Source organism: Ruminococcus difficilis, assembly GCF_016680995.1.
In genome coordinates this window covers 15303-31085 of sequence record NZ_JAEQMG010000061.1, presented here as the reverse complement: position 1 = coordinate 31085, position 15783 = coordinate 15303, and the positions used below count along the sequence as shown (strand labels likewise).

General features: G+C 52.3%; 18 protein-coding genes. 6 read left to right on the top strand and 12 right to left on the bottom strand.

Annotated elements, in window-relative coordinates; all coding sequences use genetic code 11:
- Positions 1 to 8: 8 nt before the first annotated feature.
- The 8 genes from JKK62_RS07370 to JKK62_RS07335 form a co-directional block, all read right to left on the bottom strand.
- Positions 9 to 557, bottom strand: coding sequence for a hypothetical protein (locus tag JKK62_RS07370; RefSeq protein WP_201427363.1), 549 nt, complete (start codon positions 555 to 557; stop codon positions 9 to 11).
- Positions 558 to 731: 174 nt separating this feature from the next.
- Positions 732 to 1145, bottom strand: coding sequence for a flavodoxin family protein (locus JKK62_RS07365; RefSeq protein WP_201427362.1), 414 nt, complete (start codon positions 1143 to 1145; stop codon positions 732 to 734).
- 8 nt (positions 1146 to 1153) lie between these two features.
- The gene (locus JKK62_RS07360) at positions 1154 to 1699 is read right to left on the bottom strand and encodes a glutathione peroxidase (RefSeq protein ID WP_201427361.1); all 546 of its coding nucleotides are present in this window, start codon (positions 1697 to 1699) and stop codon (positions 1154 to 1156) included.
- An 18-nt stretch (positions 1700 to 1717) separates the two neighbouring features.
- Entirely contained in the window at positions 1718 to 2161 is a 444-nt protein-coding gene (locus JKK62_RS07355; protein WP_366503170.1) for a MarR family winged helix-turn-helix transcriptional regulator, read from the bottom strand.
- 436 nt (positions 2162 to 2597) lie between these two features.
- Positions 2598 to 2774 carry a FeoB-associated Cys-rich membrane protein gene (locus JKK62_RS07350; RefSeq protein ID WP_201427360.1) on the bottom strand — a complete coding sequence of 59 codons (177 nt, stop codon included), beginning with the start codon at positions 2772 to 2774 and terminating at the stop codon, positions 2598 to 2600.
- Between the two features lie 97 nt (positions 2775 to 2871).
- A complete protein-coding gene (gene feoB / locus JKK62_RS07345) occupies positions 2872 to 5349 on the bottom strand; it encodes a ferrous iron transporter B (protein ID WP_201427359.1) in 2478 nt (825 codons plus the stop codon).
- 116 nt (positions 5350 to 5465) lie between these two features.
- Entirely contained in the window at positions 5466 to 5687 is a 222-nt protein-coding gene (locus tag JKK62_RS07340) for a FeoA family protein (RefSeq protein WP_201427358.1), read from the bottom strand.
- 104 nt (positions 5688 to 5791) lie between these two features.
- A complete protein-coding gene (locus JKK62_RS07335) occupies positions 5792 to 6001 on the bottom strand; it encodes a FeoA family protein (RefSeq protein ID WP_201427357.1) in 210 nt (69 codons plus the stop codon).
- Between the two features lie 224 nt (positions 6002 to 6225).
- On the opposite strand from JKK62_RS07335, the gene JKK62_RS07330 reads away from it, so the two are divergent.
- The 4 genes from JKK62_RS07330 to JKK62_RS07315 all read left to right on the top strand — a co-directional run bounded on the left by JKK62_RS07330 (position 6226) and on the right by JKK62_RS07315 (position 9581).
- Entirely contained in the window at positions 6226 to 6498 is a 273-nt protein-coding gene (locus tag JKK62_RS07330) for a GIY-YIG nuclease family protein (protein WP_201427356.1), read from the top strand.
- A 248-nt stretch (positions 6499 to 6746) separates the two neighbouring features.
- Positions 6747 to 8153, top strand: coding sequence for an autotransporter outer membrane beta-barrel domain-containing protein (locus JKK62_RS07325; RefSeq protein WP_201427355.1), 1407 nt, complete (start codon positions 6747 to 6749; stop codon positions 8151 to 8153).
- Positions 8154 to 8544: 391 nt separating this feature from the next.
- The gene (locus tag JKK62_RS07320) at positions 8545 to 9333 is read left to right on the top strand and encodes a histidinol-phosphatase (protein ID WP_201427354.1); all 789 of its coding nucleotides are present in this window, start codon (positions 8545 to 8547) and stop codon (positions 9331 to 9333) included.
- 20 nt (positions 9334 to 9353) lie between these two features.
- Positions 9354 to 9581, top strand: a complete 228-nt coding sequence (locus JKK62_RS07315; RefSeq protein WP_201427353.1) for a hypothetical protein — start codon at positions 9354 to 9356, stop codon at positions 9579 to 9581.
- Between the two features lie 49 nt (positions 9582 to 9630).
- Here JKK62_RS07315 and JKK62_RS07310 read toward each other — a convergent pair whose 3' ends face one another.
- The 4 genes from JKK62_RS07310 to JKK62_RS07295 all read right to left on the bottom strand — a co-directional run bounded on the left by JKK62_RS07310 (position 9631) and on the right by JKK62_RS07295 (position 14163).
- Positions 9631 to 10773 (bottom strand): HAD family hydrolase, encoded by a 1143-nt coding sequence (locus JKK62_RS07310; protein ID WP_201427352.1) that lies wholly within the window; start codon positions 10771 to 10773, stop codon positions 9631 to 9633.
- Positions 10774 to 10821: 48 nt separating this feature from the next.
- The gene (locus JKK62_RS07305) at positions 10822 to 12318 is read right to left on the bottom strand and encodes a YdcF family protein (RefSeq protein ID WP_201427351.1); all 1497 of its coding nucleotides are present in this window, start codon (positions 12316 to 12318) and stop codon (positions 10822 to 10824) included.
- 194 nt (positions 12319 to 12512) lie between these two features.
- On the bottom strand, positions 12513 to 13280 hold the full coding sequence (locus tag JKK62_RS07300; protein WP_207752157.1) for an ABC transporter permease: 768 nt from the start codon (positions 13278 to 13280) through the stop codon (positions 12513 to 12515).
- Positions 13270 to 14163, bottom strand: coding sequence for an ATP-binding cassette domain-containing protein (locus JKK62_RS07295; protein WP_201427349.1), 894 nt, complete (start codon positions 14161 to 14163; stop codon positions 13270 to 13272). Before JKK62_RS07295 ends, JKK62_RS07300 begins: the two co-directional genes overlap by 11 nt.
- A gap of 217 nt (positions 14164 to 14380) precedes the next feature.
- On the opposite strand from JKK62_RS07295, the gene JKK62_RS07290 reads away from it, so the two are divergent.
- Both JKK62_RS07290 and JKK62_RS07285 read left to right on the top strand, forming a co-directional pair.
- Positions 14381 to 14848 (top strand): hypothetical protein, encoded by a 468-nt coding sequence (locus tag JKK62_RS07290; RefSeq protein ID WP_201427348.1) that lies wholly within the window; start codon positions 14381 to 14383, stop codon positions 14846 to 14848.
- Between the two features lie 92 nt (positions 14849 to 14940).
- On the top strand, positions 14941 to 15615 hold the full coding sequence (locus JKK62_RS07285) for a hypothetical protein (RefSeq protein ID WP_243411786.1): 675 nt from the start codon (positions 14941 to 14943) through the stop codon (positions 15613 to 15615).
- Positions 15616 to 15783 lie beyond the last annotated feature (168 nt).

Sequence of the window (15783 nt, the reverse complement as noted above, 5' to 3'; positions counted from 1 at the left end):
CGCACCGCCTAACCTTTGAATATCATAGTATGTGCCGACGTGATGATCACGCTTGCCGCGATAAACAAGATCACACAAATGATGGTGACTACGATATCGATCACACGTTTTTTGCGCATATCCGCAAGGTATCCCAGCGTAACGAGCGCATTGGAAAAGGATAATGAGATATGGCAACAAAGCGCCGCGTAAAACAGGATCTGGGCGATCTCCGTCAGGATGTACCCAACCCCGCCCACACTGCTTTTGAGTATACCGAATGAAAAAATATGCAACGGCAGAATCAATACGATCAATACCCCGCTGACGCGCTGCAGCACGGTTTTGATATTCAGCTTTTTGTAAGTGACCTTCTTTGCGTCATGCAGGATGAACACGCTCATCACCGACAGGATCACATGCAGCGCCAATGCGCCGGTGAGCACGTAACCCGTGACCTTTGACAAAACCGGGTTGTAATACATGGTGGTGTAGGCGTACAGCTGGTACCCTTCATGTATCAAAAACAGCACGATCGTTAACAGCGACAGCCGTGCGTTCCATTTTTTGATATTCATAATGCCACCTCATAGCAATAATCAGATACCTCAATTCTAAATGATTTCACCCTCAAAGTCAATAAATATGTACAACCTACAACTTTCTGTTTTCAGTTGAGCAAAACATCTTTACAATGGTAACTTTTCTGACAAAAAACCGGTAACTGAAACATGCTCAGTTACCGGTCTCTCTTATGATTTGATAATCTTTTTTGCGAACGCCGCCGCTTTGGTCAGATCCTGTTCATTGGGTCTGCCCTTATGCAGTCCCTTGAACTCACCCTTGCAGTGGAATTCACGGTCGTCCATTTTGATGCCGACCTTATCCGCCTCGGCTTTCACCTTTTTCCATGTGGAGTTGAGCATGGCGGCGGAGCCGAAATTGACGATGCGCTTCACCTTGGTGCCGTCAAGCCTGCGGATATAATCCCTCACCTCGGGGTCGATGCTGAACGCATAGTAGGAATTGCCGAGAAAGAGGATGTCAACCGTGTCGTCGATGGGTTCGCTGATCGGCAGTGCCTTGACGCCGACCGCGTCGGCGACCGCTTTCGCCATCTTTTCGGTATTACCGGTTTTGGTATAATATCTGACTGCAACTTTCATATGATACCTCAGAGCGCTTCTTCGACCGCTTTTCTGACGTCTTTCATATCGACGGTCGGCTCAAAGCGAGCGATAACCTTACCCTCGCGGTCAACGAGGAACTTGGTGAAGTTCCATTTGATATATGCCTTGTCGCCGAACGCCTTGTTGTTCATATCGGCGAACTTGTTCAGCGCCTTATTCTTGAGACCCTTGCCGAAGCCCTCAAACGGCTTTTCTGTCGCGAGGAACGCGAACAGCGGATCGGCATCCTCGCCGTTGACGTTGATCTTCTTGAACTGCGGGAAATCAGCGCCGAATTTCAGCGTGCAGAAGTTGTGGATCTCTTCCTCATCTCCGGGCGCCTGATTCGCGAACTGGTTGCACGGGAAGTCGAGGATCTCAAAATCCTTATCGCGCAGATCGCGGTACATCGCTTCGAGCGGCTCATAATGCGGGGTGAATCCGCAGCCGGTCGCCGTGTTGACGATCAAGAGCAGCTTGCCCTTATAATCGGACAGGCTCACATCGTTACCTTTTCTGTCTTTTACCGTAAAATCATATACTGTTTTCATTTGTCATTCTCCTTTCGGTTAGTTACTGTTTGTGTGTTCCAGCAGCTCGTACAGCAGTTGATACAGCTGAGCGGCTTTTTCGTGATTGAGAGCGATACAACCGCCGACATTGCGCGGGATCTCCCTCGCCTGCTCCTGCAGCGCTCTGCCCTTGTCGGTCAGGGTGATCAGAAAGGATCGCTCATCCTCCGCGCTCTGGCGCTTTTCGATATAGCCCGCCTGCCGCATCTTTTTGAGAAGCGGTGAAAGCGTGCCGCTGTCGAGCATCAGTCGCTTTCCGAGCTCACCCACGGGGATGCCGTCCTTTTCCCACAGCACCAGAAAAACGATGTACTGGGTATAGGTCAGCCCCAACGGCTTGAGGTACGGCGTGTACAGAGCGGTCACACTCCGCGCCGCCGCGTACAGCGGAAAACAAAGCTGATTTTCGAGCTTCATTTCTTCTTTATAGCTCATTTCCATTTCTGTTGCACTCCTTTATCTCTTGTGCAACTATATTGTATCAAAGATAAATGAGTTTGTCAAGGGGAATTTATTCCTTATTTCAATATTTTTTCATTCGAAGCAGAACTTACCTGTAGGGGTCGGCGCCCTCGACGACCCGCAGAATGACGGATATATCCATTATCGAAAACGTCAAATCCATTATTCTGTAGGGCGGGGGCTTGCTCCCGCCGCGACCTATCCGATGCATCCCACATAATCGCGGAGCAGATGAAACGTTTATTGTAGGGGATGACGCTTGCGACATCCCGAAACCTATCCGAAATATGTCGTTCAAATGCGGAGCAAATCAATTATTCCGTAGGGTACGGAAACTGAAATCGTCTCCGCTGTAAACAGCCATCTGACAAAAAGGTACCGAGCGCACAAAGCGCTCGGTACCGGAGGAAAACGATTATTGTTTATGACAGGAGCCGGACATCGCGCAGTGCTTGCAGTTGCCGCAGCTGCATACCACCGACTTACCCTGCTTTTTCTTTTTGATCATGCTGACGATGATCGCCGTGACGATCGCGATCAGCACCGCACAGATAATGATCGTGCCGATGTTATTCGATATCCATGTAAACATACATTCAACTCCTTTTATTTATGTGATGTCATTCCGACCGGTCGGAACAGGAAGGGGATTGCCACACCGCCATACGGCGGTTCGCAATGACTCGATCCTACTTGATCTTTACATCCTTGGTCAGCTTATTGGCTTCCTTATACGGTCTGAAGAGCATATACAGCATGAAGGCGATCAGCAGGATCGCGACGATCAGACCGATGACATTCAAGTTGCCGGTGAAGGCGCCGCCGATCTGGTTGATGCACAGCGCGATCACATACGCGAAGCCGCACTGATACGCGATCGCGAACGCCGTCCACTTGCCGGAGTTCATCTCACGTCTGATGGCGCCCATCGCCGCAAAGCACGGCGCGCACAGCAGGTTGAATACGAGGAACGAGAAGCCGGTCACGCCGGTGAATACGCTCGCGAGCGCCGCCCATGTGGACATTTCTCCGCCGCCGTAGAGCACACCCATTGTGCCGACGATGTTCTCCTTGGCGATCAGGCCGGTGATGGAGGCGACAGCCGCCTGCCAGTTGCCCCAGCCGAGCGGTGCGAAGATCCATGCGATGCCGTTGCCGATCACAGCAAGGATGCTGTTGCCGATCTCCTCTTCACCCAGCATGGTAAAGGCGCCGTCGACCCATCCGAAGCGGCTCAGGAACCACAGAACGATGGTGGAGAGCAGGATGATGGTACCCGCTTTTTTGATGAACGACCAGCCGCGTTCCCACATGGAACGGAGTACATTGCCGAGGGTCGGCCAGTGGTACGCGGGCAGCTCCATGACGAACGGAGCGGGTTCGCCCGCAAAGGGTTTGGTCTTTTTGAGCATGATACCGGAGATGATGATCGCCGCCATGCCGATGAAATACGCGCTTGTCGCGACCCACGGAGAGCCGCCGAAGATCGCGCCCGCAATCATCGCGATGAAGGGCACCTTCGCGCCGCAGGGGATGAACGTGGTCGTCATGATGGTCATTCGGCGGTCGCGCTCATTCTCGATGGTACGCGACGCCATGATGCCGGGGATGCCGCAGCCCGTACCGATCAGGATCGGAATGAAAGACTTACCCGACAGACCGAAGCGGCGGAAGATACGGTCGAGGACAAAGGCGATACGCGCCATGTAGCCGCAGGACTCGAGGAACGCGAGCAGCAGGAACAAGACGAGCATCTGCGGTACAAAGCCGAGTACCGCGCCCACGCCGGCGATGATACCGTCGAGGATCAGGCTCGACAGCCATTCGGGAGCGTTGGCGGCTTCCAGCCAGTTGCCGACGATGACCGGGATACCGGGTACCCATACGCCGAACTCGGCGGGATCGTCGGGCTTGCCCTCGTTTTTCACGAAGATCTCCGCCGCGTCTTTGACGTCCTTGCCGGTGATGGTCTCGTTCTTGACCTCGAGGGTCTCCTCATCTTCGACCTCAAAGGTGGATTCATCACTGTCCTTGACGCTTGCGGCAAAGCTCTTGACGGAGGTCACCGCCTTATCAGCGTCATATTTTTCCGATTCAAAGTCCAGCGCCGCGAGCAGATCTTCGTTGCCTGCCGATTCGGCGGCGCCGGTCAGTTTACCGATCGCGTCAGCGTGCTCCTCATACTGCGCGGTACCGATACCGAACAGATGGAAGCCGTCGCCGAACACGCCGTCGTTCATCCAGTCGGTCGCGGCGGTTCCGACCGTTACCATCGAGATGTAGTACACGAGGAACATGACGACCATGAAGATCGGCAGACCCAGCCAGCGGTTGGTCACGATCTTATCGATCTTGTCGGAGGTCGAGAGCTGACCCTTTTGCTTATTCTTATAAACGCTGTTGATGATCTTGCCGATATAGACATAACGCTCGTTGGTGATGATCGACTCCGCGTCATCGTCATATTCTTCCTCAACAGCCTTGATATCCTTTTCAATATGATCAAGGGTTTCTTTGCTCAGATTGAGCTTTTCCATGACCTTATCATCACGCTCAAAGATCTTGACCGCGTACCATCTCTGCTCCTCCTCGGGCATATCATGGACACAGGCTTCTTCAATATGCGCAATCGCGTGCTCCACCGAACCGTCAAACGGATGCTTCGGAACGGGCTTCTTTTCTTCCGCCGCCTTGATCGCTTCTTCGGCGGCGTCCATCACGCCCTTGCCCTTTAAGGCAGAGATCGAAACGACCTTGCAGCCCAGCTGACGGCTGAGCTCCTCGGTGTTGATCCGAACGCCTGTTTTTTCGACAACGTCCATCATATTGACGGCGATGACGACAGGGATACCGAGCTCGCAGAGCTGGGTGGTCAGATATAGGTTGCGCTCTAAGTTGGTACCGTCGACGATGTTCAGTATCGCGTCGGGGCGTTCATCGATCAGATAGTTACGCGCCACGACCTCTTCCATCGTATAGGGTGAAAGCGAGTAGATACCGGGCAGATCGGTGATGGTCACATCACTGTGCTTTTTGAGCTTACCTTCCTTTTTCTCGACCGTTACGCCGGGCCAGTTGCCGACGAACTGGTTCGCGCCTGTCAGGGCGTTGAACAGGGTGGTCTTACCGCTGTTCGGGTTACCCGCCAAGGCTATCTTGATGTTCATATGATACCTCATTTCTTGGTTAGTTTTTGCTAACTATTGGATAAAAATAAAGTGTTTGTTTGGATACAATCCTCGTTGCTATCAGTCAAATATAGACGCACGCGTTGATATGCGCGTCATTCCACCTCGACCATCTCGGCATCCGCCTTGCGGATCGACAGCTGATAGCCGCGCACGGTGACTTCCATCGGATCGCCCAAGGGAGCGACCTTCTGCACCTTGATCTCGACGCCCTTGGTGATGCCCATATCCATGATACGGCGCTTGACCGCGCCCTCACCGTGGAGCTTTTTGACCTTGCAGGTGTCGCCGATCGCGACCTCTTTCAGTGTTTTCATACTCTTCCTCCTTTATATTCTGTCATCACGGACAATCATCAACATAATACTCGGTTGAGATTGCCACACCCCGACCTCATGCCCGGGGTTCGCAATGACTATATTTATACCATGATCTTCTGCGCCATCTCTTTGCTGATGGCGATACGTGTGTTTTTGACATTCACGATCAGGTTGCCGCCCATAGAGCTGACAACCGTTACAACGGTACCGGATACAAAGCCCAGATTCTGCAGATGGGTCCTGACCTCCGCGTTTCCGCCGATTCTTTTGATGATGAGTTCTTCGCCGATAACGGCCAAGGTGAGCGGCATAGCGATCTCCTTTTTTACATTTGGTTATGTTTTGCTAACTTGATTAGCTAAAGCTAACCTATAGGGATAATAACAAGGCTTGGTGGTTAGCCTTGCCTTACTAATAGATTATATCAGCCGCTTTCTCTTTTGTCAAGTCCCGATTTACACATGATCTTCCGATTGGACAAATCGACGTTTTTCGTGTATCATATGGAATATAAAATGATTGTGACGGAGAAATGATGACGAAACAAAGCGATAATCCCAACTACACCTATATCCTGAAATGTGCCGACGGCACCTTTTACTGCGGATGGACTAATGACCTCGCAAAGCGCCTTGCCGCCCATAACGCGGGCACGGCATCGAAATACACCGCGCCGCGCCGACCTGTCGAGATCGTCTACACCGAGCAGTTCGCGACCAGGCAGGAGGCGATGAGCCGCGAGTATCAGATCAAGCAGCTGAACCGACAGGAGAAGATCGACCTGATCCGGCACGGCTCCCTAATATGAAAATATCATTATGTTAAGGAAGGCTCCTTTTGGTAAAAGGAGCTGTCAGCGCAAGCTGACTGAGGAATTGTATCAATCGAACGAGCGTCAGCGAGATACCTTTTCCTTAACTTAATGACATTGCCCTATTCTGCGGGCACTTTTTTGTTTCAACGAAATTTTTCACATAATCATCACACAGCGTTCAAATGATCTTCAATATCATCTGTTATGATAATACCACAATCCAAGATCAAGGGGGTCATCCTATGAAGTTTTTATCGAAGAAAAGCACCGCAATCATCTTAGCGGCGCTCATGGCGTTACCGCTCGCGGCATGCGGCAATCAAAAGGGCAGTACCGAGGCGACACAGGCGGCTGTCGCTACCATCGATGAGGCAGTCCACTCCACCGCGGCAAGCACAGCGGATCAATCGGGAACATCCGCCAAAAAGCTGACGGAAGCGGACGTCACCACCACCCAAACCATCGAGAATACCGCCGACGGCGAGCACGCGATCACAGCCGACGGAGAATCGGCAAACTACCAAAACGTCAAGGTCATCAAGAGCGGCGACAGCAGTGAGAGCGACAAAGCCGACTTCTACGGCGATAACGCCACGATCTTTGCCACTAACGGCGGCACACTCAACCTCAGCGATATCGTTGTCAAATCCGACGGCAAGCACGCAAACGGCGTGTTCAGCTACGGCGAGGGCACGACCGTCAACATCAAAGATTCCTACATCGAGACCGCGGGCAACTGCTCCGGCGGTCTGATGACGACCGGCGGCGGCACGATGAATGCCACCGACCTCACCATCAACACCTCAGGCAACTCCTCGGCGGCGATCCGATCCGACCGCGGCGGCGGTACCGTCAACGTGAGCGGCGGCTATTATACTACCTCGGGCACCGGCTCACCGGTCATCTACTCTACAGCCGATATCACGGTATCCAATGCCGAGATGGAGTCCACCGCCTCTCAGGGCGTAGTGGTCGAAGGCAAGAACAGCGTCACGCTGAATAACGTCAACCTCAACGCCGACAACAACAAGAAAAACAGCAACAAATCGAGCTGGTATCAGGCGGTCATGATCTATCAGAGCATGTCCGGCGACGCGGCGGAGGGTACCTCGTCCTTTACCATGAACGGCGGTACGCTCACCAATGAGAACGGCGACATTTTCTTCGTCAACAATACCGCGACCGACATCAGCCTGTCCGGCGCTACCATCACCAACAACGATGCGGAAGGCGTATTCCTCAGAGCGGCGGCAGCCGGATGGGGCAGTGAAGGCAAAAACGGCGGTCAGGTCACATTGAACGCGAAACAGCAGACCATCAACGGCGACATGGTAGTGGATGATGTGTCCCACCTTAACCTCTATCTGTCCGACAGCTCCGTATTCACCGGCGCGATCAACAGCTCCGGTCAGGCAGGCGAAGTCTTTGTCGATCTCAGCGGCGGCGCCAAATGGACGCTCACATCCGACAGCTATATCACCTCGCTGACCTGTGACGCGGACAGCATCGACCTGAACGGTCATACCCTCTACGTCGACGGCAAGGCATACACCGCGGGCACCGCATCCACCGGCGAAGCGATCGCGGTCGTATCGACCGGCAGCGGTCACGGCGGCGGCAGTACCCCTCCCGCAAAACCCGATAACTGATCATCTTTTCATGATACATCCCCTTAGGAGACTCCCTTTTCGGGAGTCTCTTTTTTTAGAAAAAAAAACAAAAATATGAGATGCAGTTTTTAGGCTCCTTTTGGTAAAGGTACCCCCGTTGGGGGAATGTCTGAAGGACAAGGGGAGATTCCCCTGCTAGGGGAAATGTCCGCAAAGCGGACAAAAGGGTCGGCTGTCTTCGCAGAAGAAGCCGCTTCCGGCGAGGAGGCTGTCCTCGAAAGAGGACTGAGGGATTGTATTAAATTGTTTGAGCGAAGCGAGTATCTCAATCATACTGCGTTACATCAACAACAAGCGTAATATTCTCTGGACAAACCTCCTTGTTTTTGCTATGATAATGTCAACTTCAAATACGGAAAGGGGGCTCAACATGGCGGACTACAACCTGCATACGCACACCACACGCTGTCATCACGCCGTGGGCGAGGACAGAGAGTATGTCGAGGCGGCGATCAAAGCTGGACTCAAAACACTCGGCTTCGCCGATCACTGCCCTCAGTTCTTCCCTGTCGACGATTACTACAGCCATTTCCGCATGTTCCCCGAACAGGCGCAGGAATACGCCGAGAGCATCCGCGCCCTGCAAAAGGAATACGCCTCCGATATCCGCATCCTCCTGGGATTTGAAACGGAGTATTACCCCGAAACCTTTGATGAGCTGATCGACTTCGTCCGCCCCCTGCACCTCGACTACATGATCATGGGTCAGCATTTCGTCGGCAACGAATACGACGAAGGCTCGTACTATGTCGCCGGTAAAGGCAAAAAGGAAGATTACCTCGCGCAGTACGTCGCACAGGTCAAGGAGGGCTTGTCGACAGGCGCCTTCACCTATCTGGCACACCCCGACACCGTCTGGTACGAGGGCGATCCGGACTTTTATATCGAGCAGATGACCGACCTGTGCCGATTTGCAAAGGCACATGACATCCCGCTGGAATACAACATCCTCGGCTATTTCAACAAGCGCTGTTACCCGAACCCGACCTTCTGGTATATCGTCGCAAAGATCGGCAGCAAGGCAGTCATCGGCTATGACGCGCATACGCCGGAGGCATTGTTGAATGATGAGATCTACCAAGAATGTGAGCAAAACCTCTTAAAGCGCGGGATCACACCCGCGACTATCGATGAAATCAACCTGCGCGGGATCAAATAATCAGATAAAGGATGATAAAAATGAAGTATAACAGCCAAACCAAATTGACCGATATCCTCGCGGAGTATCCGTGGCTGCCCGAGGAGCTGATCAAGCTCGACAGCCGCTTTAAGATCGTGAACACCCCGATCGGAAAGATGATGATCAAAAACGCCACCCTCGCCGACCTGAGCGAGAAAGCGGGACTTTCGACCGACGAGCTGCTGCAAAAGCTGCGGGAGATGGTCGACCGACATAACGGGATTTGATATTGAAAAAAAGGGTTGGCAAAACGCCAACCCTTTTGTTGTATCAAACTTATTTACTTTTACTGTAGGTCACGCCGTCGCCGTAGATGGTCGTCCAGTCGTCCTTCATGGAAACCGCCGTCCAGCCGTTTTCCTCACAGCTCGCGCGCATTTTATCCGCCTTTTCGATGTTGCCGTTCTCACGCTCGAGATCGTCACAGCAGAGCAGATACGCGCCGCTCTTATACTTATTGTTGGTGATGGTAAAGTTCGCCATCGCCGCGTCGCCGGAGCTGTTGCCGAAGCACAGCACGGGCTGCTCGCCGATCTCTCTCTCGATGACGCTGACCTTGTTCATCTTGAGGTTCTTGATGATGAACTCACCGCCGGTGATGACCTTGTCATCATGAGAGAAGGTGTACTCCAGTCCGTCCTTGTCGCCCTGATTGGTAGCGACAAAGCTCTCGTCGGAGCCGATCATCTGGCTCTTCGGAATGTCGATCACACCGTCGCACAGACCGCGTGTGATCAGTCGGTCGGTACCGCTGACGACGTAAACGGTGAAGTCGTTCGCCTGTAAATAGTCGATGACCTGCAGCATGGGCTTGTAGAACGCCTGACCGTTGGTCATGTTGCTGTAGCTTACCATCGCGGTGTTCTTGTAATCCTTGACATACGCGTCAAATTCATCGGGGGTCATGCCCTTGAAGGCGGTCGCTACGGCAGTGCCGTGCTTGACGTCCAGACCCTTGGGGTACTCGCCGGTGTCAAAGTATTCCTTGACGATCGCCGCGGTCTCCTTTTCCTCTTCGGACGCCTTATCCTTATAGCTTTCGTCCTCCATCACGCGGTGATACAGCAGCTTGTGATCGAAGTAGCCGGGATCGGTCTCACAGCACAGGGTACCGTCCATGTCAAACACCGCGATACGGTTCTCGACGGGGATAAAGTCCTTTGAGTTCTCGTCGGTGATCGTCTTCATATAGCTCGTCAGCTCCGACTTCAGAGGTGCGGATTCCGTCCACAGCGACAGTGCGTCCTGTGAGCTGTTCGCGTTTGACTCACTGACCGTTGTCGGCTCGGCAGAGGGCTGAGCCTTGTTGTTCATCCCTGCACCGGAGAAATACAGCACGGACATCACGATCAACGCGACGACCAAAATGCCCGATACGACTTTCCACGGGAGGGTCGGATTCTTTTTCTTTTCTTCCATTGATATTCTCCTTTCATCAATCTATTTTTACTTAATCAAAATCATTGATTAAATAATCAGATAAGCTAAGGTACCAAAGAACGCTACGATCGCAAGAACGAACACGATGTGACTCCACTTTTTGTCGAACAACAGACCGACAAATTCTCTGAGAAAAGCGTTCGGGAAGAAATAGGGCTTTGTCTTTGCGGAAATACCTTTGGCGTCTTCCATCTCGCTTTTCTTCGCCATGATGTAGCCGCGGAACACATGATAGCTCGAGGTCGCGAACGCGATCTTCTTATCCTCGCTGTCGGACAAGCCGTCAATGACTTCTTTGGAGAATTTCATATTCTCGAGGGTGCTTGTACTCTTGTCCTCACGCGCGATGCGATCTTCAGGGATACCGATACTCTTGAGATAATTCTCCATCGCTTCACCCTCGGAGATCACCTCATCGGCGCCCTGTCCGCCCGAGGGGACAAAGACAGCGTGCTTGCCGTTGGTGCGATACTGCTTTTTCTCAAAGGCGACTGCACTGTCGACACGATCCTTGAGCAGCGGCGTGAGCGTTCCATCGCCGCGGATCGCACAGCCGAGGATGACGATAAAGTCACGATCCATCGGCACCTTGTACTTGGTCGCGAGGAACGAGCACATGACCGTGGAGATAAACATACACTCCAGATAACCGATAACGTAAACCAGTACCATCAGGATCAGATTATATATCTTATAATTGTCCCCTCCGCTGCTGAAGCTGTCATACGGGATGAAGTAGAACCCTAACGTCCACAGTGTGCCTAATGCCCAAATGACCGCGAAAAAGATACCCAGCGCGTTGACGGGGCGATACCCCTCGTGCTTCATCAGCCAAATATTGCTGATCGCCAAAAGGATCGAGAGCAGCAACATCAGCGGGAACAGAATGATCAGCATGATCGTGCCCGCGCCCGTGACCAGCATCAGGAAATCGCCGATCGAAAGCGTCGGCCAGTTGATGAGGTAATAGATGACATACGCCAGCAGGATCGCGTTGAAGATACTCAAGCCGCCGCAGGCTATCATCGAATAAGAGAATTTGCCGTGTTTGCGGTAATCGATGTACATCCAGAGCATCATGATCTCCGCCAACGCCAACAGGACGATGATCGAGATGATCACAACCTTATCGCCGTTAAAACGGACCGAGCCCATGGTATGGTCGATGATCGTGTCGAACTCGTTGACCTCCAGATTGAACACCATCGGATCCATCTTTGTGTCACCAACGCTGTAGCTGATCAGCACATCCGTCTTACCGCGGTTATCCGATCGAAAATCCGCCACGAGCTCACCCTTTTCGGTTCGCACGTTGACAAATTCCACAACGTCGTCATCCTTGACGTCGACCACCACATTTTTGGTGGTTCCGTCCTCCGGATAAAAGTTCGTGTGCAGGGTATAATCATCGCCGACCGTCCAGACATACGCGAACGCAAAAACGATCACGGCGATGATGATGATATTCAGGATCAAAAATCTTTTGTCCCTCTTCTTTTTTACTTTTTTTATTTTTTCTTTCATCTTCTTTTGTCACCTCAATACTCCCAAAGCTGTATGCGGAACTGCCGCTTGTCACCGTTTACAGCTCAATCTGATTTATTATAACACAAAAAATCAGCGTTGTCATTCCCTAATTTGCAAAAATCCGCAATAAAATAAGCCTTTTCTCAACGATGAAGAAAAGGCTTTTGTTGATTCGGTGATTTGATATTTCTTTACTTGACGTCTCGCTTTTTGAACATGATATATGTCAGACTCAGGAAAAGCGCGATGAATGCGACGGCTACGATGATCGCGTTGACCACCAGATCGCCTGTGATCGCGTTCACGGAGCCCATCAAGGAATCGGGCAGGTAGTCACCGACGCTGACGTTCTCGACCTTGAAGAGCGCCGAGATTCCCGAATTGATACCCAGATAAAGCAGTGACAGCGCGCCTGTCGAGAAGACCACCGCCATGATGATCGCGAGGGTCTTGTTTCTCATGCCGACTGCGAAGAACATCAGGATCGTACAAATGGACAGGGATAACAGCCATTTGAGCAGCAGTGTCAGCACGCCGCCTCCTATCGCTTCATCCATGACGAGACCGCTTGTCGCGGCTGACGCGAGGACAGCGGACAGCGCGGCAACGAGGAAGAAGATCAGGTTATGGACGCCGATCATGATGAATTTCGCGAATACGATACTGCCCCGGTCGGGCAGCTGTCCCGCGATATTCTTGATGTAGCCTCCCGAAAAGTCCAGATATAGAAACGATACCGCCGAGATGAAGATCGGTATCATCAGCAGTCCCAGCGCAAAGGGAGAAGCGAGGACGGCGGAGAGGTTTGTCGCGGACATCTCCTGTCCCAAGGCCGAAGAGGCAAACGGCAGTGCCGCGAGAAGCAATGCGTTGAGCGCAAAGGTCACGATCAATAAAACGATAAACAGCCTGGATGTTCTGAGCTTATACCATTCCATTTTTAATAAATTAGTCATCATGCTTCCCTCCCGTCAGGCTGAGGTAGTAATCCTCCAGCGAAATATTGGTAGTATGGATCTCGTCGACCGCTAAGCCCGCCGTTACCAGCGCTTTGTTGATCGCCGCGGTCTGATCCAGATGCTCGTCGATCCGTATTTTACTGCCGCTGAGTACCGCGTTTTCGATCCCGAGCGATCGGATGATCTCCATCGCCTTCTCGTTATCGTCGGTGTTGACGGTGATATACTGTCCGCAGCGGCGTTCCAGCTCTTCACTCGTGAATTCCTGGATCAGCTCACCGTTGTTGATGATCCCGAACGAATCCGCTACCTTGCCGAGCTCCTCGAGGATATGGCTGGACACCATCACGGTGATCCCTTTTTCATCCCGGAGCTTTTCGAGCGTCTCTCTGACCTCGGCGATACCCTGCGGGTCAAGACCGTTGATCGGCTCGTCGAGGACGATGAGCTTCGGATCTCCCGCCAGCGCGAGGGCGATGCCCAGACGTTGGCGCATTCCCAGTGAGAAGGAGCCTACCTTCTTCTTTCCGGTATCCGTCAGACCCACCGTTTTCAGCAGACCGTCGACATATTCCTTGGAGTAACAGCCCATCGCGATACATTTGATCCTCAGGTTATCAAACGCCGAGCGATTGTTGTATACGCCGGGGCTTTCGATCAGCACGCCGACCCCGCGGCTGTGTTCACCGTGGATCTCATAGCTGCCGCTCGTCGGAGAGGACAACCCGCTGATCATCCGCATGATCGTCGTCTTTCCGGCGCCGTTCCTGCCGATCAATCCGTAGATCTCACCCTCCCGGATATGGATATTGATGTTGCCGGCGGCGATTTTGTCGCCGTATTTCTTCGTCAGATTTTGTGTTGTCAGTATCGTGTTCATCATCATCTCTCCTTTCTTCCGATTACAAAATGATCTATCGTATCAGAGAGCGCTTCTCTCTGTTATACTCTTATGATAACATATATACCATGACAAAACCATGACAAATGCGTCGTGATCAAAAAACGAGATGTTTTTGCATTTTTTTCGTGACAAACGATTCGCCATGATGTATAATGGTTTAAACTATACGTGTATTACGCGGGAACGGAGGATGAAGATGAACAGTATCCAGATCAACAACGAGGTCAACCTGACCTATCCCGACGGCTTCGACCTGATGGGTGAAGAAGAGCTGATCCGCTATTTCCGCACACCCGCCGACCGCTGGGGCGTGTATAACGCCGACAAGCACATCATTCTTTCCGTCAACTGGAAAAAGGCGGGCTTTAAGTATCTTTTCACCGACGCCGAATCCTATATGATCGACGTAGAAGCCTTTCTCCACCGCAATCTGCTCAACTACCAGCGCGTCACCGATTACAAAATGAAGATCGGCAAGCAAAAGGCGTATGCCATCCGCTTTGAATACAGGGTCAAGGACGCGGCGCTGGTACAGGTCTGCGATCTGGTCGCCTTCAAATATAAAAAGCACTTCTATTCCGTATATTACGTCACCCGCAAGGTGAACGCGAGCGCGAACCTTCCCGCGTTCCAAGAGGTGCTCAATTCCATTACCCTCAAATGATCATGACGGTTGCTGACATTCTCCGATAATCGGGCTCTCGTTCGATTATCGGATTGTTTTATCGATCTTGAAGTGAACCGCGATCTCAGCCTATGAAAGAAAGGAGCATCCCCATGCGCCTGATGCCCGCTTTACCGGAAAGTATCTTTGACGTTTGTTATCTGGTTTTTGCCATCGTCAGCGGTATCCGTCTGCTCAAATACGCCAACGGCAGAAAGGACATCCGCCTGTTCGGATGGATGGCGCTGATCCTCGGCTGCGGCGACGCGTTTCATCTGGTGCCGCGTATCCTCAACTACTGGATCGAGGGCGACTTCACCGCCGCGCTCGGTATCGGTAAGCTCGTCACCTCCGTCACGATGACCGTCTTTTATCTGCTGATGGAGTACGCGCGGCGTGAACGCTATCATATCAAAGGCGAAAAGCCGATCCTCATCATCCTGTGGGTCTGCGCGATCATCCGCATCACCCTGTGCTGTTTTCCGCAAAACGGTTGGACGAGCGCCGAGCCGTCCCTGCTGTGGGGTATCCTGCGCAACATCCCGTTCGTCATCATGGGCGTGATGACCGTGATCCTCTGGCTGCGCTCCGCAAAGCAGGATAAGCCGCTGAAATGGATGTGGCTGGCGGTCACGCTGAGCTTTCTGTTCTATCTGCCCGTCGTGTTGTGGGCGCAGGCGATCCCCCTGATCGGTATGCTGATGCTCCCGAAAACCTGTATGTACATCTGGATGATCGTGATGTTCCGAAAAACCGCTCATTCATAGTATTCAAGCCTTCCCCTCGGGGGGAAGGTGGCTCGGCACAAGCTGAGTCGGATGAGGGGCTTACTTATCCGGAAGATTATCTTAACAAAGAGTGTGAGACTTTTCCTCAATCCTCGGTCAGCAAACATCCTCACCGAGACATACATCTATAGGAAAGGTTATCCCCTC

Coding starts and splice junctions, on each gene's coding strand:
- JKK62_RS07365 (WP_201427362.1), bottom strand. CDS start 1,145: ATGAAAGTTGCAGTCAGATATTATACCAAAACCGGTAATACCGAAAAG.
- JKK62_RS07285 (WP_243411786.1), top strand. CDS start 14,941: ATGAAAGAAAGGAGCATCCCCATGCGCCTGATGCCCGCTTTACCGGAA.
- JKK62_RS07315 (WP_201427353.1), top strand. CDS start 9,354: ATGAAGTATAACAGCCAAACCAAATTGACCGATATCCTCGCGGAGTAT.
- JKK62_RS07325 (WP_201427355.1), top strand. CDS start 6,747: ATGAAGTTTTTATCGAAGAAAAGCACCGCAATCATCTTAGCGGCGCTC.
- JKK62_RS07335 (WP_201427357.1), bottom strand. CDS start 6,001: ATGCCGCTCACCTTGGCCGTTATCGGCGAAGAACTCATCATCAAAAGA.
- JKK62_RS07290 (WP_201427348.1), top strand. CDS start 14,381: ATGAACAGTATCCAGATCAACAACGAGGTCAACCTGACCTATCCCGAC.
- JKK62_RS07310 (WP_201427352.1), bottom strand. CDS start 10,773: ATGGAAGAAAAGAAAAAGAATCCGACCCTCCCGTGGAAAGTCGTATCG.
- JKK62_RS07350 (WP_201427360.1), bottom strand. CDS start 2,774: ATGTTTACATGGATATCGAATAACATCGGCACGATCATTATCTGTGCG.
- JKK62_RS07305 (WP_201427351.1), bottom strand. CDS start 12,318: ATGAAAGAAAAAATAAAAAAAGTAAAAAAGAAGAGGGACAAAAGATTT.
- JKK62_RS07320 (WP_201427354.1), top strand. CDS start 8,545: ATGGCGGACTACAACCTGCATACGCACACCACACGCTGTCATCACGCC.
- JKK62_RS07295 (WP_201427349.1), bottom strand. CDS start 14,163: ATGATGAACACGATACTGACAACACAAAATCTGACGAAGAAATACGGC.
- JKK62_RS07355 (WP_366503170.1), bottom strand. CDS start 2,161: ATGGAAATGAGCTATAAAGAAGAAATGAAGCTCGAAAATCAGCTTTGT.
- JKK62_RS07370 (WP_201427363.1), bottom strand. CDS start 557: ATGAATATCAAAAAATGGAACGCACGGCTGTCGCTGTTAACGATCGTG.
- JKK62_RS07330 (WP_201427356.1), top strand. CDS start 6,226: ATGACGAAACAAAGCGATAATCCCAACTACACCTATATCCTGAAATGT.
- JKK62_RS07360 (WP_201427361.1), bottom strand. CDS start 1,699: ATGAAAACAGTATATGATTTTACGGTAAAAGACAGAAAAGGTAACGAT.
- feoB (WP_201427359.1), bottom strand. CDS start 5,349: ATGAACATCAAGATAGCCTTGGCGGGTAACCCGAACAGCGGTAAGACC.
- JKK62_RS07300 (WP_207752157.1), bottom strand. CDS start 13,280: ATGATGACTAATTTATTAAAAATGGAATGGTATAAGCTCAGAACATCC.
- JKK62_RS07340 (WP_201427358.1), bottom strand. CDS start 5,687: ATGAAAACACTGAAAGAGGTCGCGATCGGCGACACCTGCAAGGTCAAA.